Annotated in this window: 23 protein-coding genes; 13 read left to right on the forward strand and 10 right to left on the reverse strand. The window is 62.0% G+C overall.

Annotated elements, in window-relative coordinates:
- Nucleotides 1–22 precede the first annotated feature (22 nt).
- Complete coding sequence (locus VJX68_RS00595) at nucleotides 23–1,732, forward strand: DUF6178 family protein (protein WP_324093689.1); 1,710 nt, start codon at nucleotides 23–25, stop codon at nucleotides 1,730–1,732.
- Nucleotides 1,733–1,784: 52 nt separating this feature from the next.
- Here the strand turns inward: VJX68_RS00595 and VJX68_RS00600 are convergent, their stop codons facing one another.
- The gene (locus VJX68_RS00600) at nucleotides 1,785–2,609 is read right to left on the reverse strand and encodes a bifunctional nuclease domain-containing protein (protein WP_324093690.1); all 825 of its coding nucleotides are present in this window, start codon (nucleotides 2,607–2,609) and stop codon (nucleotides 1,785–1,787) included.
- Between the two features lie 43 nt (nucleotides 2,610–2,652).
- On the reverse strand, nucleotides 2,653–3,246 hold the full coding sequence (locus tag VJX68_RS00605; RefSeq protein WP_324093691.1) for an RlmE family RNA methyltransferase: 594 nt from the start codon (nucleotides 3,244–3,246) through the stop codon (nucleotides 2,653–2,655).
- A gap of 86 nt (nucleotides 3,247–3,332) precedes the next feature.
- Between VJX68_RS00605 and VJX68_RS00610 the strand changes: the two genes are divergently transcribed.
- Nucleotides 3,333–5,513, forward strand: a complete 2,181-nt coding sequence (locus VJX68_RS00610; protein ID WP_324093692.1) for an ATP-dependent helicase — start codon at nucleotides 3,333–3,335, stop codon at nucleotides 5,511–5,513.
- 84 nt (nucleotides 5,514–5,597) lie between these two features.
- Nucleotides 5,598–6,650 (forward strand): L,D-transpeptidase family protein, encoded by a 1,053-nt coding sequence (locus VJX68_RS00615; protein ID WP_324093693.1) that lies wholly within the window; start codon nucleotides 5,598–5,600, stop codon nucleotides 6,648–6,650.
- Here the strand turns inward: VJX68_RS00615 and VJX68_RS00620 are convergent.
- Entirely contained in the window at nucleotides 6,647–8,323 is a 1,677-nt protein-coding gene (locus VJX68_RS00620; protein WP_324093694.1) for an ArnT family glycosyltransferase, read from the reverse strand. The genes VJX68_RS00615 and VJX68_RS00620 overlap by 4 nt on opposite strands.
- A 93-nt stretch (nucleotides 8,324–8,416) precedes the next feature.
- Between VJX68_RS00620 and VJX68_RS00625 the strand changes: the two genes are divergently transcribed.
- From VJX68_RS00625 to VJX68_RS00635, 3 genes are all read left to right on the forward strand, one after another.
- A complete protein-coding gene (locus VJX68_RS00625) occupies nucleotides 8,417–9,598 on the forward strand; it encodes a DegT/DnrJ/EryC1/StrS family aminotransferase (RefSeq protein WP_324093695.1) in 1,182 nt (393 codons plus the stop codon).
- Nucleotides 9,599–9,613: 15 nt separating this feature from the next.
- Nucleotides 9,614–10,555, forward strand: a complete 942-nt coding sequence (locus tag VJX68_RS00630) for a UDP-glucuronic acid decarboxylase family protein (protein ID WP_324093696.1) — start codon at nucleotides 9,614–9,616, stop codon at nucleotides 10,553–10,555.
- Nucleotides 10,556–10,641: 86 nt separating this feature from the next.
- Complete coding sequence (locus tag VJX68_RS00635; protein ID WP_324093697.1) at nucleotides 10,642–10,926, forward strand: hypothetical protein; 285 nt, start codon at nucleotides 10,642–10,644, stop codon at nucleotides 10,924–10,926.
- A 140-nt stretch (nucleotides 10,927–11,066) separates the two neighbouring features.
- Here the strand turns inward: VJX68_RS00635 and VJX68_RS00640 are convergent, their stop codons facing one another.
- Entirely contained in the window at nucleotides 11,067–12,209 is a 1,143-nt protein-coding gene (locus VJX68_RS00640; protein WP_324093698.1) for an acyl-CoA dehydrogenase family protein, read from the reverse strand.
- Nucleotides 12,210–12,582: 373 nt separating this feature from the next.
- Here VJX68_RS00640 and VJX68_RS00645 point away from each other — a divergent pair, with 373 nt between their 5' ends.
- The 5 genes from VJX68_RS00645 to VJX68_RS00665 all read left to right on the forward strand — a co-directional run bounded on the left by VJX68_RS00645 (nucleotide 12,583) and on the right by VJX68_RS00665 (nucleotide 16,678).
- Nucleotides 12,583–12,882, forward strand: coding sequence for a putative quinol monooxygenase (locus tag VJX68_RS00645; RefSeq protein ID WP_324093699.1), 300 nt, complete (start codon nucleotides 12,583–12,585; stop codon nucleotides 12,880–12,882).
- Between the two features lie 450 nt (nucleotides 12,883–13,332).
- The gene (locus VJX68_RS00650; RefSeq protein ID WP_324093700.1) at nucleotides 13,333–14,583 is read left to right on the forward strand and encodes a DegT/DnrJ/EryC1/StrS family aminotransferase; all 1,251 of its coding nucleotides are present in this window, start codon (nucleotides 13,333–13,335) and stop codon (nucleotides 14,581–14,583) included.
- A complete protein-coding gene (locus VJX68_RS00655; protein WP_324093701.1) occupies nucleotides 14,580–15,953 on the forward strand; it encodes a neutral/alkaline non-lysosomal ceramidase N-terminal domain-containing protein in 1,374 nt (457 codons plus the stop codon). Before VJX68_RS00650 ends, VJX68_RS00655 begins: the two co-directional genes overlap by 4 nt.
- Nucleotides 15,947–16,165 carry a rhodanese-like domain-containing protein gene (locus tag VJX68_RS00660; RefSeq protein WP_324093702.1) on the forward strand — a complete coding sequence of 73 codons (219 nt, stop codon included), beginning with the start codon at nucleotides 15,947–15,949 and terminating at the stop codon, nucleotides 16,163–16,165. Before VJX68_RS00655 ends, VJX68_RS00660 begins: the two co-directional genes overlap by 7 nt.
- 96 nt (nucleotides 16,166–16,261) lie before the next feature.
- A complete protein-coding gene (locus VJX68_RS00665; protein WP_324093703.1) occupies nucleotides 16,262–16,678 on the forward strand; it encodes a hypothetical protein in 417 nt (138 codons plus the stop codon).
- A 3-nt stretch (nucleotides 16,679–16,681) separates the two neighbouring features.
- On the opposite strand, the gene VJX68_RS00670 is transcribed toward VJX68_RS00665, so the two are convergent.
- On the reverse strand, nucleotides 16,682–17,173 hold the full coding sequence (locus VJX68_RS00670) for a GNAT family N-acetyltransferase (RefSeq protein ID WP_324093704.1): 492 nt from the start codon (nucleotides 17,171–17,173) through the stop codon (nucleotides 16,682–16,684).
- Nucleotides 17,174–17,187: 14 nt separating this feature from the next.
- Nucleotides 17,188–17,418, reverse strand: coding sequence for a ferredoxin (locus VJX68_RS00675; RefSeq protein WP_324093705.1), 231 nt, complete (start codon nucleotides 17,416–17,418; stop codon nucleotides 17,188–17,190).
- Nucleotides 17,419–17,535: 117 nt separating this feature from the next.
- Here VJX68_RS00675 and acpS point away from each other — a divergent pair, with 117 nt between their 5' ends.
- The gene (acpS, locus tag VJX68_RS00680; protein ID WP_324093706.1) at nucleotides 17,536–17,928 is read left to right on the forward strand and encodes a holo-ACP synthase; all 393 of its coding nucleotides are present in this window, start codon (nucleotides 17,536–17,538) and stop codon (nucleotides 17,926–17,928) included.
- 6 nt (nucleotides 17,929–17,934) lie between these two features.
- On the opposite strand, the gene VJX68_RS00685 is transcribed toward acpS, so the two are convergent.
- From VJX68_RS00685 to VJX68_RS00700, 4 genes are read right to left on the reverse strand one after another with little or no spacing between them, the layout of a single operon-like run.
- Nucleotides 17,935–19,365: a DUF4340 domain-containing protein gene (locus VJX68_RS00685; protein WP_324093707.1), complete on the reverse strand. Its 1,431-nt coding sequence runs from the start codon at nucleotides 19,363–19,365 to the stop codon at nucleotides 17,935–17,937.
- Nucleotides 19,366–19,394: 29 nt separating this feature from the next.
- On the reverse strand, nucleotides 19,395–20,960 hold the full coding sequence (locus VJX68_RS00690; RefSeq protein ID WP_324093708.1) for a GldG family protein: 1,566 nt from the start codon (nucleotides 20,958–20,960) through the stop codon (nucleotides 19,395–19,397).
- 12 nt (nucleotides 20,961–20,972) lie between these two features.
- On the reverse strand, nucleotides 20,973–21,746 hold the full coding sequence (locus VJX68_RS00695) for an ABC transporter permease subunit (protein WP_324093709.1): 774 nt from the start codon (nucleotides 21,744–21,746) through the stop codon (nucleotides 20,973–20,975).
- An 18-nt stretch (nucleotides 21,747–21,764) separates the two neighbouring features.
- Nucleotides 21,765–22,532 carry an ABC transporter ATP-binding protein gene (locus tag VJX68_RS00700; RefSeq protein WP_324093710.1) on the reverse strand — a complete coding sequence of 256 codons (768 nt, stop codon included), beginning with the start codon at nucleotides 22,530–22,532 and terminating at the stop codon, nucleotides 21,765–21,767.
- Between the two features lie 214 nt (nucleotides 22,533–22,746).
- Between VJX68_RS00700 and polA the strand changes: the two genes are divergently transcribed.
- A complete protein-coding gene (gene polA, locus VJX68_RS00705) occupies nucleotides 22,747–25,341 on the forward strand; it encodes a DNA polymerase I (protein WP_324093711.1) in 2,595 nt (864 codons plus the stop codon).
- The last annotated feature ends 36 nt before the right edge of the window (nucleotides 25,342–25,377 follow it).

Genomic DNA, 25,377 nt, shown 5'->3' on the forward strand with positions numbered 1-25,377 from the left:
TGCGACTAGTCCTGCGAGTGATATGGCAATAAGAGGCGAATCGGAATTTCTCAATCTTCCGTTTCAGGAAAAGCTGGAGTTCCTGTACGGCCTGCCTGCGCGCCAGAAGCGTGACCTGATTCTCTCCGCACCTGAAGCCGAGCGGCTGGTGCAATCGTTTTCGCCCGAGACACTCTTCTACACCCTCAAGGAAATCGGCAGCGCCGACGCCGGCGACTTGCTCAGCCTCGCGATGCCCGAGCAGGTCAAGTCGCTGTTCGATCTCGATTGCTGGAACCGCGATCGCCCCAACGTGGATCGCATGCGCGAATGGATCGAGGCGATGGCCGACGGCGGACGGCGCAAGCTCGCCGACGCGCTGATGGGCCTCGACATGGAGATGATGTCGATCCTGTTGCGCGGCTACATAAAAGTGCATCGAATCGACGACGCGGCGTCCTCGCCCGACGCGACCGCGAATCGATTTGCGCAGTACGACGAAAATTACCTGATCGAGTTCATCCGCCACGACGCCATCTCGCAGCACATCTCGGATTTCATCGAAGAGGCGTTCGAGCGCGACTACAACTACTTCGCCGGCCTGATGGAGGAAATCTATTGGGGCGTCGAGGCCGAGCTCGAAGAAGAGGCCTACCAGTTTCGGCGGGCCCGCCTCAACGACCGCGGCTTTCCCGACTTCTTCGAGGCGCAAAGCGTGTTCGCGTACCTCAAGCCCGAGCAGTTCCTGACAATTCGTGCCGGGTACGAGCCGCCCAGCCGCGCCGATCTGCCTGACGATACCGAAGTGATTGCGCCCGAGATTGCCCCGGCAATTGCCGACGGCGACGTCTCGTTGTTCAACACCGCGCTCACCGCCGGATTCGCCGCGCAGGGAAAACGCCAGCTCCGCAGTGAGATGGCGATGGTCAGCAACCAGGTGCTGGTCGCGCGTGCGGTGGACTTTGGCGATCTGGAAGCGGTGCGCGTCGCGGTCGAGATGACGCATCACTACCTGAACCTTGCACTCGAGCATCTAGCGGGCGGCGACCTGCAAAATGCGATCGAGCATCTGCGCGACACGCCGCTGAAACTGCTCTTCCGCCTCGGCGTGAGCCTGACAATTGATCTGCGCACGAGCACCGAGTTGACGCTCAAGAAGCTCGGCCTCTCCGCGGTCAAGGTGCGCGAGATTTCGTACCTCGATTCGCCATACAAGGAAGCTTTGGCCGGCTTCATGGCGCGGCAGCCGCGCTTCTACAGCGGCCTGGACGGTAGTGGCGCGGTCGAGATGCGCGATTTCGCCTGTATGCGCGATTTGCATCTCAGCTACGCGATTCTCGATCAGATCGATTCGGCCGCCGAATTGTTCCGCGCGATGTTCGCGATCGATATTTCATCGCCAAACTTCCGCGCACAAATGGCCGCGCGCGAAGTTCGCCTTAGCCAGCTCGTGCTGACCGGCCTCGCGCGCCTGGCGCTGGACAACCGCCTGACAATCGATCCGATCGAAGGCAGCAAGTTGACCGCGATGCGCGCGGCGATCATGACCGGGCAGCCGGGCACGCTCAGCGACGAATTTCGCACCAGGATCAATCAGGCACTGGCCGAGCGGATGGACGACGCGACGCGAAAGCGCACCGCCGCCTTCCTGAATTCCTGCCTGAACCTGCTCGAAGAGGAATTCGCGAATCTTGGTGGCGAGCGGGAGATCGATCCGCGTTTTATCGAAAGCGTGCTCGTGCGAATCGGATAAGAGGGGCGCGCCGCCCGCGATTCATCGAAGGCCCGCGAGTGCCGAGCCCCGCTTAGCGTGCGCCGCCGTCGGCGGCAAGCGTAATGGTGCGACTCGAGCCGTCACGATCCAACGTCAACGTCACGGCGCCGCTCTTGATGCTCGCGGCATCGCGGCTGAAGTCGTCGAGCGCCTTGACCTCGCGATCTCCCACCTTGACCACGATGTCGCCGCGCGCGACGCCGGCCTTCTGCGCCGACGGATCGACTTCCGACACCAGCACGCCGCGGGCGTCAGCCTGGCCGAACGCACTCGCCAGGTCGGGAGTCAGTTGCTCGACCGTCAGTCCCAGAGCCCTCGCGGTGTTGGGAATCTTCCCGCCGGCGCCGAGGCCCATCGTGGACGACAACTCAAAAAGTTTGTTGTTCACGTAAATCGGTGCGTTCATGTTCATCGCGAGCGCGATGGCGTCGCTGGGCCGGCTGTCGATCGTGTAGCGGCCGCCGTCCATGTAAATCGTCGCGAAATAGATCTCGTCGCGCATATCGCCAATCACGATTCGATCGACGCTGTTCCCGGTCTGCCCGATGATCGAGCGAATCAAATCATGCGTGAACGGCCGCTGGGGCTTGATTCCGTGCAGTGCGAGCAAGATTGCGGTCGCCTCGCTCTCGCCGATCATGATTGGCAGTTCGCGCGACTCGGTCTCGTCGAGCAGCAGCACATAGTTCGAGCCGGTCTGATCGTCAAAGCCGACGCGCGCGACCTGGACTCTTACGTCGTCGGGTGAAGGTTTCGCGGAGGCAGACGAGTTGAATGGCGAGCGGCCGCACGAGCAGGCGGCCACGACTGCTGCCAGGAGCAGCAGGCAGAGAAGCCGTCCGCCTACAGCCTTCATGCTCAAACCTTACGCGCGCGACGCGCCTGTTGCCAAGGGCGAGTCAGGCGCGGAACTCGCGCGCCACGATGTACAGCTCCGACGATCCCGGGCGGCTTGCCTTGGTGCGCGTCACCTCGACGTTTGCGAAATGCCGCTTGAAGGAATCCACGATGTCCTTGAACTGCGCGCCCATGAACAGTTTCGTGACCATCGCGCCGCCTGGCTTCAGCATGGTTGCAGCAACGCTCAACGCGGTATCGATCAGCTCGCGCGAACGCGCCTCGTCGCGCGCCGCTATCCCGGTCAGTTTCGGCGCAAGGTCGCTCGTCACCAGGTCGGCGCGTGCGCCAAGCTCGCTTCGTACGCGTTCGGCGACAGTCGGATCGAGGATGTCGCCGGCGATCGTGATGGCGCCGGCCGGCGGATTCTTTACCTGTGCGAGATCGACTCCCACGACGCGTCCGCTCGGGCCCGCCGCCGCGACGAGGATCGCTAGCCATCCGCCGGGCGCGCATCCCAAATCTAGGATTCGCGCACCTCTGCCTACGAGCCGGTTGCGCGCGATTATTTCCTCGATCTTGAATGCCGCCCGCGACGGCAATCCCATGGCACGCGCCTTGCGGTAAAATTTGTCGTGTGGTTCGTAAGTCGCCACAAATTCATCCGCTCGCTTTGCCGCGCGCGCCGGAGCCGCTATCTTGATCTACTCCGCCCCGAAGTTTTGAAGCTGCGACGGTCACCGTGAATCTCGACGAATTGAATCCTGAACAACGCGCCGCTGTGCTCGCGCCCGACGGCCCGATACTCATCCTGGCCGGCGCGGGCTCGGGCAAAACCCGCGCGCTGACCTACCGTATCGCCCACATTTTGGCCGAGCGCAAGGCATCGCCCGGCGAGATGCTGGCGGTCACGTTCACCAACAAGGCCGCCAACGAGATGCGCGAGCGGGTCGCGTCTCTCGTCGGCGACGACTCGCGACTGCCGTGGGTCAGCACGTTTCATTCGGCGTGCGCGCGAATCCTGCGCCAGGAAGGTCACGCGCTCGGCTTCGACTGCAACTTTTCGATTCTGGACGAAGGCGATTCGCTTACCACTGTTCGCCGCGTGCTCGACGACGCCGCGCTGGCCGACTCTCCCCCGCTCGAACTTGCGCGCGCGCGAATCGAGCAGGCCAAGAACGAGGCCATCTCGCCAGAGGAAATGCTTGCGAGCGCTCAGCCCGGGCGCGAGGCCTCGATCGCGCAGATTTACCGGCTCTACCAGGAGCGGATGCGCGCGATGAACGCGATGGACTTCAGCGATTTGCAGTTGCAAACCTGGATCCTGTTCCAACGCTTTCCCGAAATCCTGGAGAAGTGGCAGCGCCGCGCGGCGCACCTGCTCGTCGACGAATACCAGGACACCAACCGCGTCCAGTATTTGATTGTGAAGGCGCTCGCCGCGCGATCGGGAAACCTGTGCGTGGTCGGCGACGAGGATCAATCGATCTATCGCTGGCGCGGCGCGGACATCCGCAACATCCTCGATTTCGAGCGCGACTACCCGGCCGCGCAGATTTTCAAGCTCGAACAGAATTACCGCTCGACCAAAACCATCCTCGCCGCCGCAGGCGCCGTCATCCGCAACAACACCGAACGCAAAATCAAAAATCTGTGGACCGAAAACGGCGCGGGCGAGCCGGTCACTTACTACACCGGCGTCACCGAACGCGACGAGGCCGACTTTATTGCGCTCGAAATTGCGCGGCTGACCGGCTCCGCTGGATTCAGAGCGGCCGACGTCGTCGTCTTCTACCGCGTCAATGCCCAGTCGCGCGCGATCGAAGAGGCCCTCGTGCGCAGGAGAATCCCCTACTACGTTGTTGGCGGCGTGCGATTTTACGAACAGCGTGACGTCAAAGATTTGCTCGCTTACCTGCGCGTGCTCGCGAATCCCGCCGACGCCGTCAGCCTCGAACGGATGGTCGGCACGCCGCCACGCGGGATCGGTGCGAAGTCCTTCGAGGCGATAACCGAGCTGGCCGCGCGCGAGCGCATCACGGGGTTCGAGGCGATGGGCCGACTCGAGACTTACTCGAAGGTCGCACTCAGAATCGCTAAGCAGGCCGGGACGCTCTATTCGTGGATGCACGATCTCGCCGCGCGCCTGCCCGAGTTAAGCGTTCGCGGAATCGTCGAGGAAGTTGTGGCGCACAGCGGCTTCGAGCCTTACCTCGACACGCTCGACGACGCTTCGATGCGCAAACAAAATCTCGCCGAGATGCTCACCGCAGCCAGCGCCTTCGACGCCGAGAAATCCGGAGGCGGTCTCCCCGAGTTCCTCGAACGCGTCGCGCTGGTCAGCGACAGCGAGCAGATCGATTCCAGCGGCGGACGCGCCGCGCTGATGACGCTGCACACCTCCAAGGGCCTTGAGTACCCGATCGTGTTCATCGTGGGGATGGAGGAAGGCCTGTTTCCGCATAGCCGCTCGGCCGATATCGACGAGGAAGTCGAGGAGGAGCGCCGCCTCTGCTACGTCGGCATGACGCGGGCGCGGCAGTTGCTCTATCTGACGAACACGCTGTCGCGCGAAATTTACGGCGTGCGCCAGGAGTCGCGTCAATCGCGATTCCTGCGCGAGGTTGATCCCGCCTTGATTCGCCGTATCGCGCCGGAACGCCAGACTTCGCCCGTACGCCCGCTGTCGCCGCGCGAGGCGTACGTCGATTACGCCGACAGCCAATTGCCCGACGACGAGCCCGGTCCCGGCGGCGACGCCCTTTCAGTTGGCGCGCGCGTCGTTCATCCGACTTTCGGACGCGGAATCGTTCGCCGGCGCGAGGGGCGAGGCGACGGCGCCAAGGCGTGGGTTAACTTCGAGCGCGGCGGAATTAAATTGCTTGTGCTCAAGTTCGCAAACTTGAGGTTGATTGCAGACTGATCGCGCCGGTATCATTTCAGTGAAGGCAAGCGTGCTCGCGGCCGTGGTTTTCGCGAACTTGTCGGCGAAAAAACCTGGAAGTTCATGAAGCGCTTCATTGATATCGCGATTCGATTTTTCCCAGCCCTGTTCCTAATCGCGTTGGTCGCGATCCCCGCGGCGCACGGCGCATGGACCGAGGACGAATTCGAGAAACGTCCGCTGTATGCGTACCCGCTCCCGCACGGCAAGGACGACATCATCGGCAATCTGATAACGTACCAGATACAGAAGGGCGACACGCTGCTCGATGTCGGGCGATGGTTCGGCGTGACGGCGAAGGAAATCTCCGACGCCAACACCGGAATCGACTGGTGGGCGCCGCCGGCCGGCCGCGTGATAATTCTGCCCGACGAGCACATCCTGCCCGATACACCGCACGTCGGAATCGTGATGAATATCCCCGAGATGCGGATCTACTATTATTTTCCGTCTCCGACCGGGCCGCTTCACAGCAAAGGTAAAGTGACGACCGCCAAGTTCGTGCCCGGAAAAAAGCATGCGGGCGGAGTCACGCCGACGGTGGTGTACTCGTTCCCGGTGGGCCTCGGGCGTTTCGATTGGAAGACTCCGGTCGGCAATTTCACGGTCCGCGGCAAGACGCGCAATCCGACGTGGGTGGTGCCGCAGGACATCTACGAGGAACATCTCGAGCGTGACGGCGAAGCGGAGCACGTAGTCTCCGGCGACGATCCCGACAATCCGCTCGGCCACTACCGCATCGAACTGACGCTGCCCGAGTATGCTTTTCACGGCACCAACGTGCCGTGGGGCGTCGGCATGGAAGTCAGCCACGGATGCATCCGGCTGTATCCCGAAGACATCGAGCGCTTCTTCAACAAGGTGAAAATCGGCACGCCCGGGATGTTTGTCTATCAGCCGGTAAAATTTGGATGGCGCGGCGACTCGCTCTACGTCGAAGTCCACGACGATCTGTACGGCATGTACGCGGGGCTGTGGGCCTACGCGCAGAAGGAAGCGCAACGTCAGAGAATCGCCGACCAGATCGACATGCAGAAGCTGGAAAAGGCGGTCGAGCAGAAGTCCGGCGTCCCGACCTACGTGATGCAGGGTCCGGCGCCCGGCAGCGCGAGCTAGTTTTTCTGCGGCGGTGCCGCTGGCGCCGCGCTTGGCGGATTGCCGCCATCGGCCGCGATCTGCCTTTTCACCAGGTAGAAGTACCGATGGCCGAACCCGAACGGCCCCGGCCACTCCAGCCGCTTGACGACTTCCGTGCCGGCGATCGGCTCGCTGGCGATCGTGTATTCGTCCATTTTCCGCGACGTGATCATCGGGATTCCGGCTTCGAGCTTCATCGTCTCAATCCCATGTTTGGGATATCGATAGAGATCCTCGCCGTTGAGCGCATAGCCGGCGTCGATCGCTGAACGCGGAACTCCCTCACGTTCCAGTTCGTTGAGCGTCGCAAGGATCACGCCCATCCCGCGCTGATACGCGAGTGTGCCGCCGAGCGACATCAGGCCCATAGCAAGCGTCATCGCGAATCCCGCCGCGATGACCAGCCTGCGTCGTGGCAGCGGCGCGAGCGCAAGCACGATCGCTCCGGCCGGGACCAGCACCAGGTAGTAGCGGTCGTTGTAGAACCACAGCGGTATCGTCGCCAACCAATAAATCATCGCCGCTATGACGATCGCGGCGCCGGCGCGGCCAAGTGTCCGGACAATTTCCGCGAACGCGGCGACAAATCCGGCGGCACCGAAGCTCGCCAGCGCAAGGAACACATACTGCCAGTCGCCCTCCCATGAAAAACGATTCACCTGCCCGCGCAGCACCAGCACGTTGTGCCATCCGCCGAAGCAACTGTACTCGGGGGTCACGGGCAGCCGATGGTCCATCCGCATGAGGATCAGCGCGGCCGCGAAAATCCCCGCGCCGCCCATCACGACGCGGCGCCAGCGCGCCGTCGTGAGCTGCAGAATCGCAAGCGGCGACAGCACCGTGCCCAGGTATAGCGCCGGGCCGAGCACACCCGCGCGAAGGTAGTTCGCGATCGGCACCATGAAAATGTAGCGGAAGTGATTTTCCTCGCGCTGCAAATCCCACGGCTTCGGACCCAACACCGTCAGCCAGATCCAGAGCCCCGTGCAGATTGTCAGCGCCACGGCGAACGGCGCGATCATCTTGATCGACCTGATCAAGCGCGCGCGATCCCAACGATTCAATCCTGGCAGACCCGTGTCGTAGAGGAGCATCGCGCCGACGCAGCCCGCTATCGCCATCGCGCCGAAGGGCCGAATCAGAAAACCCATCACTGCCAGCGCGGCAGCCAGCCACATCCACAATTGCTCGCGCGTCCCTTCCGCCTTCGCGAAGCACAGGTGCGCCGCGACCATCGCGGTCAGGAACGGAATTTCGGTCATGAACGAAAAACTCAGGAACGTGAAACATGGATTGCAGATCAGCAGGCCCGTCGCCGCCAACGCCTGCCATCGCGGCGCGCCGCATCTGATCGCGAGCGCATGGAACATCACTCCGCACAGCACCGCGAGTACAACTGTTGAGATCTCGAGCGACACTGAGTTCGCGCCGAACGCATGCGCCCACCCCACGCCGTAGTACACCTGCGCTATCGGCATCGCCTGCGTGAAGCCGGCGAATCTTATCTCGCCGGTGCGCAGAAACCGTCGCACGGCCGAGACGTACAGCCAGCTATCCACCACCGGCGCGTCGGTCAGCGGATGCAAAATCCAAAGCGCGAACACGTACCATCCAATCACCGCCGCTGCCGCGGCCCATCCTGCGCGCCTCATCGAGTCTGCCTTGCTCCGCTTTTGCCCTATCCCTTATACTCCGAAACTAACCCGGCGCACGGGACTCCGCTGATTTCAACCGAATCACACGCGATGCGACAAGTAGCATTTCATCGTCCGTCGATCGGACCCGACGAGGAGCGCGAGGTGCTTGATACGCTGCGCTCCGGATGGATCACCACCGGCCCCAAGGCCAAGCGCTTCGAGCAGGATTTCGCCGGCTACGTCGGCGCCAAACACGCGCTCGCCCTTTCGCATTGCACGGGCGCGCTCCATCTTTCGCTGTGGGCGCTCGGCATCGCCCCCGGCGACGAAGTCATCACCACGCCGTTCACCTTCACCGCGACAGCCGAGATTCTCGGCTACCTCGGCGCGCGTCCGGTGTTCGTCGACGTCGATCCCGGCACCTTCAACATCAACCCGGCGCGCATCGAGGAGGCGCTCGAGAGCGGCGCCAACCGGCGCGTCCGCGCGATCCTGCCCGTGCACTTCGCCGGCCACGCTTGCGACATGGATCGCATCCTCAACATCGCGCGCAATTACGATTTGAAAGTCGTCGAGGATGCCGCGCATGCGGCCGGCTCCGCGCGCCACATGGACGGACGCGGGATGGCGAAGATCGGCACCATCGGCGACCTCACCTGCTTCAGTTTCTACGCCACCAAAAATTTCACCACCGTCGAAGGCGGCATGATCACGACTGCCGACGACGCGCTCGCCGAAAAAATCGCCGTCGCCAGCCTGCACGGGATGAACAAGGACGCGTGGAAGCGCTACGACAAGAGCGGCTCGTGGTACTACGAAATCCACGACATGGGCTTCAAGTACAACCTATCCGACGTGCACGCCGCCATCGGCTTGGCCCAGCTCAAGCGCGCCGACGACTTCATGCGACGCCGCGGCGAAATCGCGCGCGCCTACAACGAGGCCTTCCGCGGCGACGACGCGCTGCAGCCCGCGTACTCCGAGCCCGGCATCGAGCACGCCTGGCATCTCTACGTGCTGCGCCTCCGCCCCGAGCGGCTCAAGCTCGGCCGCAATCAGTTCGTCGAGATGCTGCGCGAGCGCGGCGTCGGATGCTCCGTGCACTGCATCCCGTTGCACACGATGCATTACTACCAGCGCATGTACGGCTATCGCGACGGCGATTTTCCCGTCGCCGAGGACATCTTCAGCCGCTGCCTGTCGCTCCCCATCTACGCCGCGATGACCGACGACGACGTCGCCTACGTGATCGAAACCGTTCGCGCCATCGCGCGCGAAAACCGCCGCTGACACGGGAGAACAACTGTGCGGACACTGGTAACCGGCGGCGCGGGATTCCTCGGCTCTCATCTATGCGAGCGCCTGCTCAACGACGGGCACGAGGTCATTTGCCTCGACAACTTCTTCAGCGGCAAGCGCGCCAACATCATGCACCTGCTCGGCAACCGCAATTTCGAATTCATCCGCCACGACGTCGTCGAGCCAATTCTGCTCGAAGTCGATCGCATCTTCAGCCTCGCGTGCCCCGCGTCGCCCGTGCATTACCAGTACAACCCGGTGAAGACCATCAAGACCTCCGTGATGGGCACGATCAACATGCTTGGCCTCGCCAAGCGCGTGCGCGCGCGCATCCTGCTCACTTCGACCAGCGAAGTTTACGGCGATCCCGAGGAGCATCCGCAAACCGAATCGTACTGGGGCCACGTCAATCCGATCGGCGTGCGCTCCTGCTACGACGAGGGCAAGCGCGTCGCCGAATGCCTCATGATGGACTATCACCGGCAGAACAACGTCGACACCCGCATCGTGCGCATCTTCAACACCTATGGCCCGCGGATGGCAATTAACGACGGCCGCGTGGTCTCGAACTTCTGCGTGGCAGCGTTGCGCGGCGAAGATCTCGAAATTTATGGCGACGGCAATTCGACGCGATCGTTCGCTTACGTTGACGACATCATCGACGCGCTCGTGCGCATGATGAATCAGGACGCGCACATCGGGCCGGTGAACATTGGCAACCCCTACGAATTTACAATCGAGCAACTCGCCAAACTCGCCATCGAACTCACGGGCAGCTCATCTAAGGTGGTGATCAAGCCGCCGCGCGCCGACGATCCCGTACGCCGCAAACCAAACATCGAGCTCGCGAAAAAAGTCCTCGGATGGGAGCCGCACACCGCACTCCGCCCCGGCCTCGAAAAATCAATCGCGCACTTCCGCGAAGTTCTCGGCATCCCGCGAAAGTAGCACGCCCTCTCGCCGCGCCGCTTGCGATTGCTGGATTCTCCCGACAAGATAATTTGAGTCTTGTCCGCGCGAATCCGCGCCGCATCATGAATCGGAAGATTTCGCAAGCTGCGTTTCCCTTGCTTCTATCGCTCGCGATCGCCGCATGCTCCGCGACGCCGCCTCCTCCGCCACCTGCCCCCGCGCCCATCGTTTATATGCCGCCCAATCCCGGACAGCCGCCGCCCGACGAATGGAACCTGCTGCCGGATCCGACCACCGGCCAGGTCGACGTCTATCACCAGGGCGGTTACGTCGGCTCCGTCACCGGCAACGAACCCGCCGACCAGGACCCCCCAATTCCGCATCCCGTCGCAACCCCCGCGGACTGACGCTCTCTCGTCACCCAGTTCTAACAGGGACGATTCCCGCATCTTCTCTTGGCATTGGGTGCAGGGGTCACCCCTGCCCAAGGAAGTTTGAAACCCACGGTGGGTTTCATTTCAATTAAGTTCTTTCGTAGTCCTACCGCTCACTCCTTCAGCAGGTTGCGCGCGATCACGACGCGCTGGATCTGCGACGTGCCCTCGTAAATCTGCAGCAGCTTGGCATCGCGCATCAGCTTCTCGACCGGGTACTCCTTCATGTAGCCGTAGCCGCCGAATATCTGCACCGCGTTAGTCGTGATCTCCATCGTCGCGTCGGCGCTGAATGCCTTCGCATACGCCGAAATCGTGTTGGCGCCCTCGCCGCGATCGACCAGCCACGCCGCCTTGTACGTCAGCAGCCGCATCGCTTCGATTTGAATCGCCATGTCAGCCATCATGAACTGAATCGCCTGGAAGTTCGCGATCGGCTGCCCGAACGCGTTGCGCTGCTTCGAGTACTTGAGGCATTCGTCGAGCGCGCGCTGCGCAATCCCGATCGCGATCGCGCCAATCTCCGGCCGGCTGTGATCGAACGTCGCCATAGCGTACTTGAAGCCCTCGCCCTCGCGCCCGACCAGTGCGCTGGCCGGAATTCGCACGTCCTCGTAAAAAATTTCGCCGGTGTCGGCCGCGCGCTGCCCGAGCTTTCCGTGCATCCGGTTGCGCGTGATCCCCGGCACGCTCGACGGAAACACGAAGCACGAGATGCCCTTGTGCTTGAGCCGCTTGTCTGAGGTCGCAAACGTGACGTACCAGTCCGCGCGCGAGCCGTTCGAGATGAAATGCTTGGTGCCGTTGAGGATGAACTCGTCGCCCTCGCGCCGATACGTCGTGCTCATCGCGGCGACGTCCGAGCCCGCGCCCGGCTCCGTTATCGCGAACGCGCAGAACGTCAGCTTCTTCACCAGCTGCCAGAGGTAGGTGCGCTTCTGCTCGTCGTTGCCCGCGATCAGAATCGGCAGCGTCGCCAGGTCGTTGGCTCCCACCGCGTTCGAGATTCCCGCACATCCGTAGTTCAGCTCCTCGACGATCAGGCTGGTGTCGAGCACGCCGAGTCCCGGCCCGCCCATCTCCTTCGGCACTCCGAAGTTCATCAGCCCCGCCGCGAATGCTTTCTCGCACACGTCCACCGGAAAAATTTCTTTCTCGTCGTATTCGCGCGCGCGTGGAATTATTTCCTGCTCGGCAAACTTATGCGCCAGCTCTTTCAGCTCGCGCTGTTCGTCGGTCAAATCAAAACCCAGCATGTGATGGTCTTCTCCCCTGCTGATCCTCGCGCCGATAAAGACGGCTTTCAACCGTTAATCGACCGCGGCCCGCAATGAAAGACCCGACCAGCCCAGCAACAGGCGCTTGCTTTTGTCATCCTGACGAGGGAGCGCCAGCGACGCGCTCTCTTTTGTCATCCTGACGAAGGGAGCGCCAGCGACGGGAGGAACGGATCTCGGACAGGTTCGCGCCACGCGAACCCGGTTCCGGTCTCCTGGATCGCGCGCTTCGCGCGCTCCGCTTATCATCGCCGCCGTCCTCGATCAGAATTGGATGCACTGCTTCGCCTTGAAAAACCGCGCGCATGTGGATACGAGGGTAGTTGAGTTTGAACTCTCAAGGAGACCCACGATGCCGATTACTGTGATTGCGAAACTGAAAGTGCAGCCCGGCAAGGAAGCCGAGTTCGAAGCCGCCGGCAAGGAAATGATCGCGACGGTGAAAACCGCCGAGCCCGGCACCCTCGCCTACATCCTGCACAAGAACACCAAGGACCCGACCGAATTCACCTACTACGAGGTCTACCAGGATCAAGCCGCGCTCGACGCGCACGGCAAGACCGATCACATGAAAAAATTCGGCGGCAAGATCGGCGCCCTGCTCGCCGGCCGCCCCGAGATTGCGGTGCTTGCCGAAGTCGCCCGCAAATAGCATCTACGCCGAGAGCGTTTCGGGATGAACTGTTCAGCCTGACGCCGGCGGATTTTCTGTGCTACCTCTAAGGTATGAGCCTTTGTCAGCATACCCCGGCGTCGCCCGAAATCGGGCGACGCCGGTTTCCACCAAAACCAATTTCTGACGGAACGAAGCTACCGATAGAGCCGTGCCGTCCCGAAATCACAACATATGGTATGGAATCGCCCGTTCCGGCTTTATTCGATGGTCTGAGTTGCGCCGATGCGCGCCTGATCTTCACGTATTCCGGTTCCCCTTGGTGGTTCCCGTGCGGGGATTAGGTTCCCGCCTGATCCCTCGCCCGTTATTTCACGGGAGAGGTTAGGTGAGGGTTCTGCGACTCGAGCGAAACGCGAGTCTCAGCAAGGTCGGGGAGAGCTTAGCGGACCAATTATATACTTAAAGTAATAGTTTAGATTAACCCCAATGCCTTCCACCCTCGCAATTCTCGGCGGCAAACCCCTTCGCACGCGCTCCTTCCCGGCGTGGCCCGTCTTCGACGCCCGCGAACGCGCGCAACTCGAAGACGTCCTCACCTCGTCGAGCTGGGGCGGTTATCCCAGTCCCAATCGCAAGGCCGCCGAATTCGCCGCCGCCTTCGCCGCGTATCAAGGCGCGCACTTCGCAATCCCGACGACATCAGGCACCAGCGCCCTTGAGGTCGCCCTCAAAGCGCTCGGCATCGGCGCCGGCGACGAGGTCATCGTCCCCGCGATCACTTTCGCCGCGACTCCCTACGCCGCGATCGCGTGCATGGCGCGTCCGGTCTTCGCCGACATCAGCGCCGTCAACGCATGCATCGATCCCCAATCCGTCGAGCGCCACATCACCCGCCGCACCAAGGCCATCATTCCGGTCCACTACGGCGCATCGCTCGCCGACCTCGACGCGCTCGCCGAAATTTCGCGCGCGTATTCTATTCCACTGGTCGAAGACTGCGCGCACGTCCCCGGTGCTCGATTCCGCGAGCGCGGCGTCGGCACCTATGGCGCTCTCGGATGCTTTAGTTTCCAGTCCTCCAAGCCGATGACCGCGGGCGAAGGAGGAATGATTGTGACCGGCGATCCCGACCTCGAGCAGCGATGTCAGTCGCTGATCAATTGCGGACGCCGCCGCCCCGGCGACACTTTCGAGGGCCCGCTGATGGGCGCGAACTACCGGATGACGGAATGGCAATGCGGAATTCTGCTCGCGCAACTCGCGCGCCTGCCCGAACAGATCGAGCACAAGAGCCGCGCCGCCGCCCGCCTGCGCGAAGGACTCGGCGCCATCAAGGGGCTGGCTCCCGTCGCGCGCGATCCACGCGTCACGCGCGAAGTCATCTACGCATTTGTATTTCTCGTCGACGAATCCGCGCTAGGCGTGTCGCGCAATCGATTCGTCCGCGCCCTTCGCGCCGAGGGCATTCCGTGCGGCGTCGCCAACGATCCTGTCTATCGATCCGCACTCTTCCCGCGCGAGTCTGCCGCTTATCGCAAAGCCTGCGAGCTCGCCGGCGCAAACCCCGACAGCGCCGCGATCGATTGTCCCGGCGCCGAACGCCTGTTCGAACACGCGATCGTCTCGATACCGCACGAATGCCTGCTTGGCGACGACCGCGACGTTGACGACATCATCGCCGCATCCGCAAAAGTGGCTTCCAGAGCCACCGAGCTGGCCACAGCCAGGTTGCAATGAGTCCCCTCTTCGCCGGTGCCGCGCGCGTAAAGCTCGATCCGCCCGTCGGACTCGCGATGCTCGGCTACGGCAATCGCGTCGGCCGCAACACGGGCGTGCACGACGACCTCGCCGCGCAAGCACTCGTGTTATCCGACGGCGCCAACAAGATCGCCATCGCCGGCGTTGATCTGCTCGCGCTGGGGGCTCGCATCGCCGACGACATTCGCGAGCGCGTCGCCGAAAGTACCGGCATCCCCGCCGCTTCGATCCTGGTCTGCGCGACGCACACACATTCCGCGCCCGCCTTCAACATCTTCGCGACGCCGCGCGCCGACATGAAGCCGGCCGAAGGCCGCAACCTCGATTGGGAGCGCGCACTGCCCGCAAAGATCGCGTCCGCGATCATTCATGCAAACGAAAATCTGGAACCTGCGACGCTTCGCACCGCTACGGCGCCGTTCGCGCTCGGAATCAATCGCCGCCTGAAGCGCCCTCATCGGCAGATCCAACTTGCCGCCAACCGTTCCGGCCCTGCGGACGCAGAAGTGCAAGTTCTCGCAGCGTATCGCCCGAACGGAACTCGGATCGCGTACCTGATGAACTACCCATGCCACGGCGTCGTGCTGTGCGAGGACAACCTGCTCTACTCGCGCGACTGGCCCGGCTTCGCGATGGACGAAATCGAAAGCGCGGCCGTAGCCAGTGGCGGCCAACGCCCAATATCGATCTTCCTCCAGGGTGCCACCGGCAACATCGATCCACGCAGCCGCGGCAACTTCGAAGTCGCCGAACAACAGGGCCGCGCGATGGGCCGCGCCGCGTTCGACGCGCTCCAGCACGCGCCCTCGCAAGGCGACGTTAAGATCGGCGTCCGCAGAATCGCCCTGAATCTCAAGCTCAAAGATTTCAGCGCCGACCTCTCCATCGCGCGCGATTGCGCCGCCGAGACGCAGGCCTCGCTCGACATCCATCGCGGCGGCGATGGCTACCAGTTGAAGCGCCTGCGCGACCATCATGCACAATCGCTGTCGGCGCTGAGCGCTCTGGAAGCACTCGAGGAGCAAAATCGCCGCGACCGCCGCGTCGACCTGGCGCGCCGCGAACTTGCGACCGCGATGACCATCGTCGCTGTCGGCAACGTCGCGATCGTCGGCATCCCGGGCGAACTCTTCATCGAGCTCGGCCTCGCGATAAAAGCAAACCCGCACTTCGCGCAAACTTTTGTGGCCGGCTACTGCAACGATCTGATCGGCTACATCCCCACAAGCGCCGCGTACGCTGAGGGTGGCTACGAAGTCGATACCGCGCGAATTGCCGCCGGCAGCGGCGAAACGATCGTGGACGCCGCCCTCTCCGCTCTGGCTGCGATGCGCCCGCAGCGGTGCTGACCGTAGCAGTGCGCGAAATTCAACATCGCGAGCTAGCCCGTATGCTCGCGTCCGGCGATGCGCAGATCGTCGACGTGTTGCCCTCGCACGAGTACAACGCCGCCCACATCAAGGGCGCGGTACAGATTCCGCTCGGCCACATCCTGCGCGACGCGCCAAACTCGCTCGACCGCACGCGCCCGGTCGTCGTCTACTGCCGAGACTCGTTGTGAGACCTTAGCGCCCGAGCTGCGGCGCAGCTCGAACTGCTTGGATTCACCGACGTCCGCCACTACCTCCGCGGTAAGGCCGACTGGATCGTCCGCGGGATGCCCACAGATCCCTATGCTCCGCTCTCAGAGCGGATAAGCGCGCTTCCGTATTTCGTGAACAACCTGGCGCCTGGCCTGCGCGAATTCTGGATTCACTACACAGGCCGCGTGCGCGTCGCCGAGTTCTCTCGCGATGACCTCTTACGCCTCGGCCCCGAAGACTCCGTCCCGCCAGGTTCTCCCGATTCGCCAACGCCGCGCGCCGTCGTGCTCGACTCCGATGGTGTCCTGCTCGGCACAATCGAACAATCCAACTCCGCGCCGCGCGCGCTTGATGCGATGAACCCCAAACCGCAAACAATCCGCCCCGACATGACGCCGCACCTCGGGGTGAAACTGCTGAAGTCGAATCCTTATATGATGGTGACGACTGCGAAGGGCAAATATCTAGGCCGCTATATCCCCAGAGACTGAGCTTTACCGTTCGATCACGCCATCGCCTGAAACATCCAGATGATAAGCGGCCTCGCGCGCGAGCTCTTCAGGCCGCGCGCGATAATACTCGACCTGCGGTATGCCGGGAATTGCCACGATAACTTCGTCGACGGCCACCATCTTGAAACCGTGCCGCTCGAAAAACTCACCGGCGCCGATGCTGAACAAATACAGATGACGCGCGCCGCGCGTGTGCGCGGCTTTGCGCGCCGCCGCCAGCAGCGCGCCGCCGATTCCGCGCCGGCGCATCGATTCATTCACGTACAGCGAGCGTATCAGCGCCGCGTCGATCTTCGACTCGACGCCAATCACTCCGACCGCCGCATCGCCGACATACGCAACGATGTAACACGCGGCCGGCCACTCAATTCCGTCGGTCATCAGGCCGCCGCGCGCCAGCATCGCCCGCACCACCCCGAAATCGCGAGTCTGCTCGATTACAAGTTCACCTGCGCGATGCTTGCGTATCGCCAAGAGGAGTCCGATACCTACTTCTTCGGCGGCGGAAAAAGCTGAACGCCCGCTTCGTCCACCACCGTGATTGCCTTGACCGGACACGAACGCGCCGCCGAGACGATTATCGAGTCGCCGGCCCCCGCCGCGTTGACGACTTCGGACTTGCCCTCCGCGTCGAGTTGAAACACGGCCGGCGCCGTTTCCACGCAGTCGCCGCTGCCGATGCAACGAACCTTGTTCACCGTGATCGAAAGCTTCGCCATCGCTACCTCCGAATTCTGAATGAACAATAGAATCCGCACTTATCGCGCCGCAAGTATTTGATTGATTCAATCGGGCACAATTGAAACCGCGCGCGGCGCGGCTAATACTCGTTCGCGATGAGCCAAATCGCAGGCACCGGAATCGACGTCATCGAGGTCGAACGCATCGAGCGCGCACTCACGCGGCCCGCCACGGGAGAGCGCTTTCGCGCCCGCGTCTTCACCCCCGGCGAGATCAATTACTGCGAGTCGCGCGGCCGTCCCCGCTACCAGAGCTACGCCGCGCGCTTCGCCGCCAAGGAAGCGACGATGAAAGCGATGGGCACGGGATGGAACCGCAACGTCGGATGGAGCGAAATCGAAGTCGTGCGCGAGCGCGGTAAAGCGCCGACCATCGCGCTGTCGGGCAAGGCCGCCGCCTTTGCGCAAAGAAAACAAATCACGCGCTTTCACCTGAGCATCACGCACACCGCCGCCCAGGCTATCGCCCACGTAATCGCCGAATCTTAACAGTCTCTACTTCGCCGGAGACGCCGCCGCTTGCGGTGCCGCCGATGCTGGCGCGTTGGCCATGTACAGCGGCGCGGGCTTGTTGAGTTGCGCGAAGCTGAAATCGCTCAGCGAGTACACGGCTTTGCTTCCACTTGAATTCGCGTAGTACTCGGTCCGCTGCGGGGGTTCGCCAGGGATTGCCGGGACGGTTGGCTTAACGCTGATCTTCGCGAGCCTGACTGTGCCGAGTTCTCTGCCGTCCTTGCCTGTCAACGTGATTTCGAGCGCTGGATTGTCGAGACCGAATGGCTGCGCGCTCGGCATCGGATCGGCGACTATCGATTCGCCCTTCAGATCGCGGAACTGATTGAGCAACCGCTCGACCACCGGAATATCACCCTCCGACGTCTTGCCGCCAACTATCACGTCCCACTTGCCGCCAGCGGCCCGCTTTAGCGTGAACTCGCCGTCGCTGTTTTTGACCTTGACGGTCTCGACCGACTCGGGATCGAACTTCACGATAGTCTTGTCGCGAAAATCCAGCGGCGACTTATCCAGGCTCGTCATCACGTATTCGGCCACGGCGTAAACCGGAGCGCGCTCTCCACGACGCACGTAGATTCCGCTCTTGCCCTGCTCGTTCTGTTTGAAGCCGAACAGCATCGATTGCTGCTCGCCGTTCTTGAGCACCACTGTCGCCGTCAGATGCGGTTTTTCAAGGCCGTATTGATTGACGTTGGCGGGCGCATCGGAAATGAAGTCCGACGCTCGCGCATTGACCAGCGTGCTGAGCGCCATCCGGACCGCGGTGTCGTCGGCCCCGTACGCCGCGGGCTTGACGATCTTCCAGTTGTCGCCGTCGCGATCGATTTCCACAGCTTGCCCGTTGTCGCGCGCGATTGTCAGCTTCTGAACGTCGTCGAGCTTGAACGCCATCAGGTCGCGCACGCGCAAATCGTTGACCGTCTTGTTCATCCCGGCCGAGAACGCGCCCTCCGTCAGCAGCACCGCCGGACTGTTGGAGAGCCGGACGTAAGTGTTGAATCCAATCGGCGTAGACTTTCCGACTTCGATCGAGGGCGGGGTTTTGTTGTCGAAGGTCGTGACCGTGACGGTCGTAGTCGGGGGCTTGAGCCCGAAGGGGGCGAGGTCCGCCGGCTTGTCATCCACGGTGCGAACCAGCACGCCATCGGCGATCGCACGCGCGAGGTTGCCGGCTTGCGCCTGATCGGCATCCGCGCCGATTGGCTTTACGATCCGCCACGGCTTGCCCTTGTCGCGCTCGAGCACAATGTCGCGGTCGGAATACTTGAGCTCAATTTTCGCGATATCGTCCTGCTTGACGTCGAGCAGTTTCTGCGTCGCCTCCGTTTGGGAATAACGGCCGACGATAAAGGCGTAGCCGCCTACAATCGCGAACAGGACGAGAACGATAATGGTGTTGCGCAGCCGCATCGGAGCTCAGGTTGCAGTCGCGGGACTCCTCAATTGCGCCGTTCCCACCACACAACGATCCCGGCAATCAGCAGCATCTCGGGCAGCAGCAGCACAGCGAAAGCGAACACGATCGAGAACTGCCCTTCGGTCAAGCGAAAGCGCGACGCGCGAATCGAGCGCGGCCTGATCGAGATTGAATTTTCCTCGCCGGTCAGCCAGTCGGCGCTGTTGATGAAAAAATCGCGATTGAAAAACTGCGTCACGTATTGATTGTCGGCAAACTCGGTGCTGCCGTACGCCACGACGCGCGCATCGCCTTTACCAAAGCCGAGTTGCTCGAGATTGCCGTCCACCGCCATCACCACCGCGATCGGTCCGCGCGTGTCCTTGGCGGTGAGTTCGGCCTTCTGCTGCCGGAACAGCGTGTCGAGATCGACCTCCGCCCACGACGTATCGCTGGTGTTCGCGATCGGCGTCACGGTCAGCCCCGCTTTCAGATTTGGTTCAGCGGTAAGCGATCGTGCCATCGGGAACATCGTGCGCTGCTTGAAGTCCTTCGTAATCGGGTGGTCGCCGTAGTTTTGCACGAAAGGATTGAGCCCGAGCGCGGGACCTTCGAACAGCCGCACCACCTGGTCCACCACGATATCGTTGCCGACCTTGACGCCCCAGTCGCCCGCCAGCTTCACCATCGCGTCTTCGTCGATTGGATTGTCGGGGCGCTGTGGCCGATACATCGCTATCATGCGCCCGCCATGCTTCAGGTAGTCATTCAGCGCGTCGATCTCATGCTGGCCAATCGGCTTGATCGGTCCCGCGACGACGACCAGGTTCGCGTCGTCAGGCACCTTGGGCAATTGCGCGAGCTCGAGCTTGCGAACCTCGTAACCCTCGCCTTCCAAATCTTTCTTGATAGTGCCGTACCCCCCCTGGGTTTCCGCATCGTCGGGATCCGCCTCGCCGTGCCCGTCGAGGAACTCGATCACCTTCTTGCTGCTCCTGGTCGCGCGGATGATCGCGTTGGTCAGAGATTCCTCCGTAAGCTCGGTGACGTTGGTGCCCTCGCCGCTGTCGGTCCCGCCGTACTGCAGATGGGTGGTGCCCATTGCCGACACCTTGAAACGCTCGGCGAGCTCGGGATGCTTGTCGGGATCGACCAGCTCGTAAGTGAGCTTGGGCGAGTAGTACGCAAACGTCTCGTAGAGTTCGCGCGCGGCGGGATTCTCGCCACCCTGGAAGAAGCCGTAAAGTTTCAGCGGCTTCTGCAGACCTTTGACCACGTTCACCGACTGGCTCGAAAGGCTGTAAACCTTCTCGGTTGTCAGGTCGAGCCGAGTATGATGGAGCGACGAGATATAGTTAATCGCGACCAGCAACCCGATGAACGCAACCGAATAGACGGCGGCGTTGGCGCCGTAGCGCGCCGAGCGCCCGGTCGTGATCGAAGCAAGCTCAGAGCGGCTCGAGGTGATCCACAGGACTATCGCGAAGATGCCACCGGCCAAATTGACCCACACGAACAGCCGGAAGCCGCTCGAAACAAAATAGTCAACCAGCCCGAACGAGAGCAGAACCAGGCCGAGAATTCCGTAAAGCGCCGCCGATCGCCGCATCCGCCCCCTACCTTATCGCCAGCGCGCCGACTCGACCGAGCGTTGGGTCAAGAACAGCGCCACGAAGATGAGACTCAGGAAATAAATGATGTCGCGCGTGTCGATGATGCCGGTGACCATCTGCGCGAAATGGTCCGGCAGCGAGAGATAGCGCAGCAAGCCCGAAAACGACGACCCGCCCGCTTGCGCCGGCCACGATATGACGAACAGCAACAGCAGCAGGCCGAAGCAACTGATCGCCGCGATGATCTGATTCTGGGTGAGCGAGCTGGTGAACAGTCCTATCGAGACGAAGGAGATCGCCAGGAACGCCAGCCCCAGATAGCCGGAGAACATCACGCCGATTTCCGGATTGCCGAAGGCTACCAGGATCAGCGGAAACATCCCGGCCAAGCCGATCATGATCAGCATGAAGGCCGCGGCCGCGATAAACTTTCCTGCGACTATCTCGCCGGTGCGGATCGGCGCGGTCAACAAAAGCTCGTAGGTGCCGGTTCGCTTCTCCTCGGCAAAACTCCGCATCGTGATCGCCGGCACCAGGATGACGAGCACGATCGCGAGGTTGTGTAGCATCGGCTCGATCACGCGCTCGTTGAGATTGAGTTTCTGCAAAACTTCGGGATTTTGCATCGCGGCGTAGGCCGTCAGCGTCACTTCGAAGTAACGCAGCAGCGCGAAGAAAAAGAAGCCGCCCAGCAGCAGGAACACCGTCATCACGACGTAGGCGACCGGCTGCAGGAAATAGCCCGAGAGCTCCTTGCCCGCGATTGTCAGAGAAGTTTTCATTCGAGCGGCACGGGTTGCCTAGGTATGCCCCGCTCCAACCTCCTCCAGCGTTTCCTCGGCCGTCGCTCCGTCGTCGTGACGCTCCTTGGTGATCGCGTTCAGGAAAATATCTTCGAGCGAAGTTCCGGCCGGGAGCTTCTTCAGGTATTCCTCGAGCACCACGCGGCCGTCGGCGATTATCACGACCTTGTCGCATATCTGCGAGACCTCGGGCAGGATGTGCGTCGAGAGCACGACCGTCCGGTTGCCGGCGAGATTGTGAATCAGCGCGCGAATTTCGTGGATCTGGCGCGGGTCGAGGCCGATCGTCGGCTCGTCGAGCACCAGCACCGGCGGATCGTGAATCAACGCCTGTGCCAGGCCAACGCGCTGCCGATAGCCCTTGGAGAGCTGGCCGCAAATCCGATGCGACATATCAGTCAGTCCGCAAACGTCGAGCACGTGCTCGAGCGCCGACTCGATCTTCGCGCGCGGGATATCGCGGAGTTTCGCGACGAACCGGAGATAGGCCTCGACGCGCATGTCGGGATACAGCGGAGGATTTTCGGGCAGGTAGCCAATTTTGTGGCGCGCCTCAAGCGACTGCGAAAAGATATCGAGCCCGTCAATCAGCACGGTGCCCGCCGTCGCCGGCATATAGCCGGTGATGATGCGCATCGTCGTGGTTTTGCCGGCGCCGTTGGGGCCGAGAAAGCCGAGGATCGAACCGTTCTCGGCTTTGAACGATACGTCTCTTACCGCGACAAAGTTGCCGTAGGCTTTAGTTAGGTTTTTAACCTCAATCATTCAGGTCGTCCGATTCCAGAGCCGCCGAGATGGCGCATCTGTTTCCAGTAAATTGACGAAGTGACCCGCACGGCAATTCGATCAACCACAGGGCAACCGACTAATTAAACACGCCACGCCAAACTGTCAATACGACGATCTTCGGCAGGCGATGTTTTTCGACTTGCTTTCGCGATGCTTTTGCTTTGCGAACCGTATCGGATAGTTTCGACTAATGGCCGCGGAACGCAAGCAACTGATTCTGGTCGATGGCTCCGGCTACATCTTCCGCGCGTTTCATGCGCTGCCGCCGATGAATACGTCGCGCGGACTGCCGACCCAGGCGGTTTACGGCTTCATCAGGATGCTGCTGAAGCTGCTGAAGGACGTGCGCCCGTCGCATATCGCGATCGTTTTCGACTCGCCGAAAAAAACTTTTCGCGATGACCTGTTCGCCGAATACAAGGCCAACCGCAGCGAGGCACCGAACGATCTGATCGTGCAGATTCCGTATATCCATCGCGCGGTCGATGCGTTTCGGATCAAGTCGCTGATGATCGAGGGCTTCGAGGCTGACGACGTGATCGGCACGCTCGCCAAGCGCGCGGCGGAAGAGGACTTCGTCGTGACGTTGATCACGGCGGACAAGGACTTCATGCAATTGGTCGGGCCGCACGTGACGCTCTGGGACACGATGCGCGATCGGCGGATCGGCGCGCGCGAGGTGCGCGAGCGCTTCGGCGTCGAGCCGGCGGCGCTAATCGATATCCAGGCACTGACGGGAGACACAATTGACAATATCAAAGGCGTGCCGGGCGTCGGCGAGAAGACGGCCGCGGCGCTAGTTCAGAAGTTCGGCGGAGTGAAGGGGATCTACGAGAACCTGGACCATATCGAGGAAGCTGGAATTCGCGGGGCGAAGAAAATCGCTGGCCTGCTCGCTGAGCATCGCGCGGCGGTGGACCTCGCGCGAAAATTGGTGCGCATCGAAACGGATGTGCCGCTCAAAGTCGAGCCCGACGAGTTCGCGTGGCAGGGGGTGGACGAGCATGCGGCCGCCGACCTGCTGCGCGAGCTGGAGTTCCATTCGATCCTGCGCGAGATCTCGCCGTCGCAGGTCGACCTTCCCGGCCTGGAAGCGAATGCGAAGCCAGCAGCGACCGTCAGCGGAACCGATCTCGCGGAAGCGCTCAAGACTCTCGCCAGCACGCCACGAATCGCAGTTGATCTCACCGCATCTGGGGGCGGTCAGGAGGCTTTGCAACTCGCGAGCGCCGACACAACAGTCGTCGTCGAGCATGACGGGATTGCAAGCGCAGCGTCCTTGCTCAGCTCCGAGCGACCGCCCAAATCGTGCCACGATCTCAAAAATCAAATCGCAGCGTTCGCGCGTCATGGAATCGCTCTAAAAGGCGTCGATTTCGATACGATGCTCGCGGGATTTCTCATCAATTCAGGACAAGGGGAGCCGTCGCTCACCGATCTTTATCACGAGTACCTCGCGCCGCTGGGCGCCAGCAGTCCGCCGGGCACCAATGCGGCGCTGGTGAGAAATCTTCGCGAAGCGCTGGCGACGCGTCTGGAAGCCGACGGCCTCACTTCGATGTACAACGAGATCGAGATGCCGATCGCGCCGATACTGGCTGAGATGGAGGCTGTTGGAATCGGCATCGACGGCGACGCGCTCAAGATCATTTCGAAGGAATTTGCCGAGCAGATGAATCGGCTCGAGCACGAGTGCTATGAGCTGGCGGGCCGCGAGTTCAACCTCAACTCGCCCATCCAGCTTCGCGAGATTCTGTTTACCGAGCTCAAGCTGTCGGCCAAGGGCCTGAAAAAAACCAAGAGCGGATTTTCGACCGACGCCGATACGCTCAAAAAGCTGGCCGCGGTGCATCCGCTACCGCGCAAGCTGATCGAATACCGCACGATCTCGAAACTGAAATCCACCTATGCCGACGCGCTGTCCGAGGTGATTCGCTCTGGCACCGGCCGAATCCACACGACGTGGCATCAGGCGCTGGTGCCGACAGGACGCATCAGCTCGAGCGATCCGAATCTGCAAAACATCCCAACTCGCAGCGTCGAAGGCCGCAGGATTCGCCGCGCGTTCGTGCCGAAGCCGGGATGCGTCTTCGTGTCCGCCGACTATTCACAGATCGATCTGCGCGTGATGGCTCATCTCTCAGGCGACAAGACTCTCGTCGATGCGTTCAAGACCGGCGAGGACATCCACGTGCGGACCGCGACCGAGGTGCTGGGAGTCACACCCGACAAAGTCAATGCCGAGGCGCGGCGGCTGGCCAAGGTGATAAACTTCGGAATCATTTACGGCATGGGTCCGCAACGGCTGGCGGGCGAGCTCGGGATTGCGCTGGCGGAAGCTTCCGACTACATCAAGCGCTACTTCGAGCGGCTGCCCGGAGTGCGCGCTTGGCTCGACGAAACGGTTCGCATCGCGCGCACGACGGGTTACGTAACGACGATGTACGGGCGGCGGCGCTACCTGCCCGAGCTGAACGCGCAGCCGGGCGGCGCCAGGGCGCAGGCGGAGCGAATCGCCATCAACACACCCATCCAGGGCACGGCGGCAGACCTGATAAAACTCGCTATGATACGGCTGGACAGAGGGCTGCGAGAGCGCGGACTCGGCGCGCGGATGATCCTGCAAGTGCATGACGAATTGCTGCTGGAAGCGCCAAAAGAGGAGTGGGTGGAGGCGGCGGCGCTGGCAAAACGCGAAATGGAGGGGGTCGCCGAACTCAAAATTCCACTCAAGGTGGAGCTGAAATCCGGTCCAAACTGGGCCGAGATGAGCGGCGCGGCGTGAAAAATTCGCTGAATTTAGTCGCCCGCCCCTGCGTCT

This window comes from Binatus sp. (SeqCode) (genome assembly GCF_035272065.1).
Taxonomy (GTDB): Bacteria; Desulfobacterota; Binatia; order Binatales; family Binataceae; genus Binatus.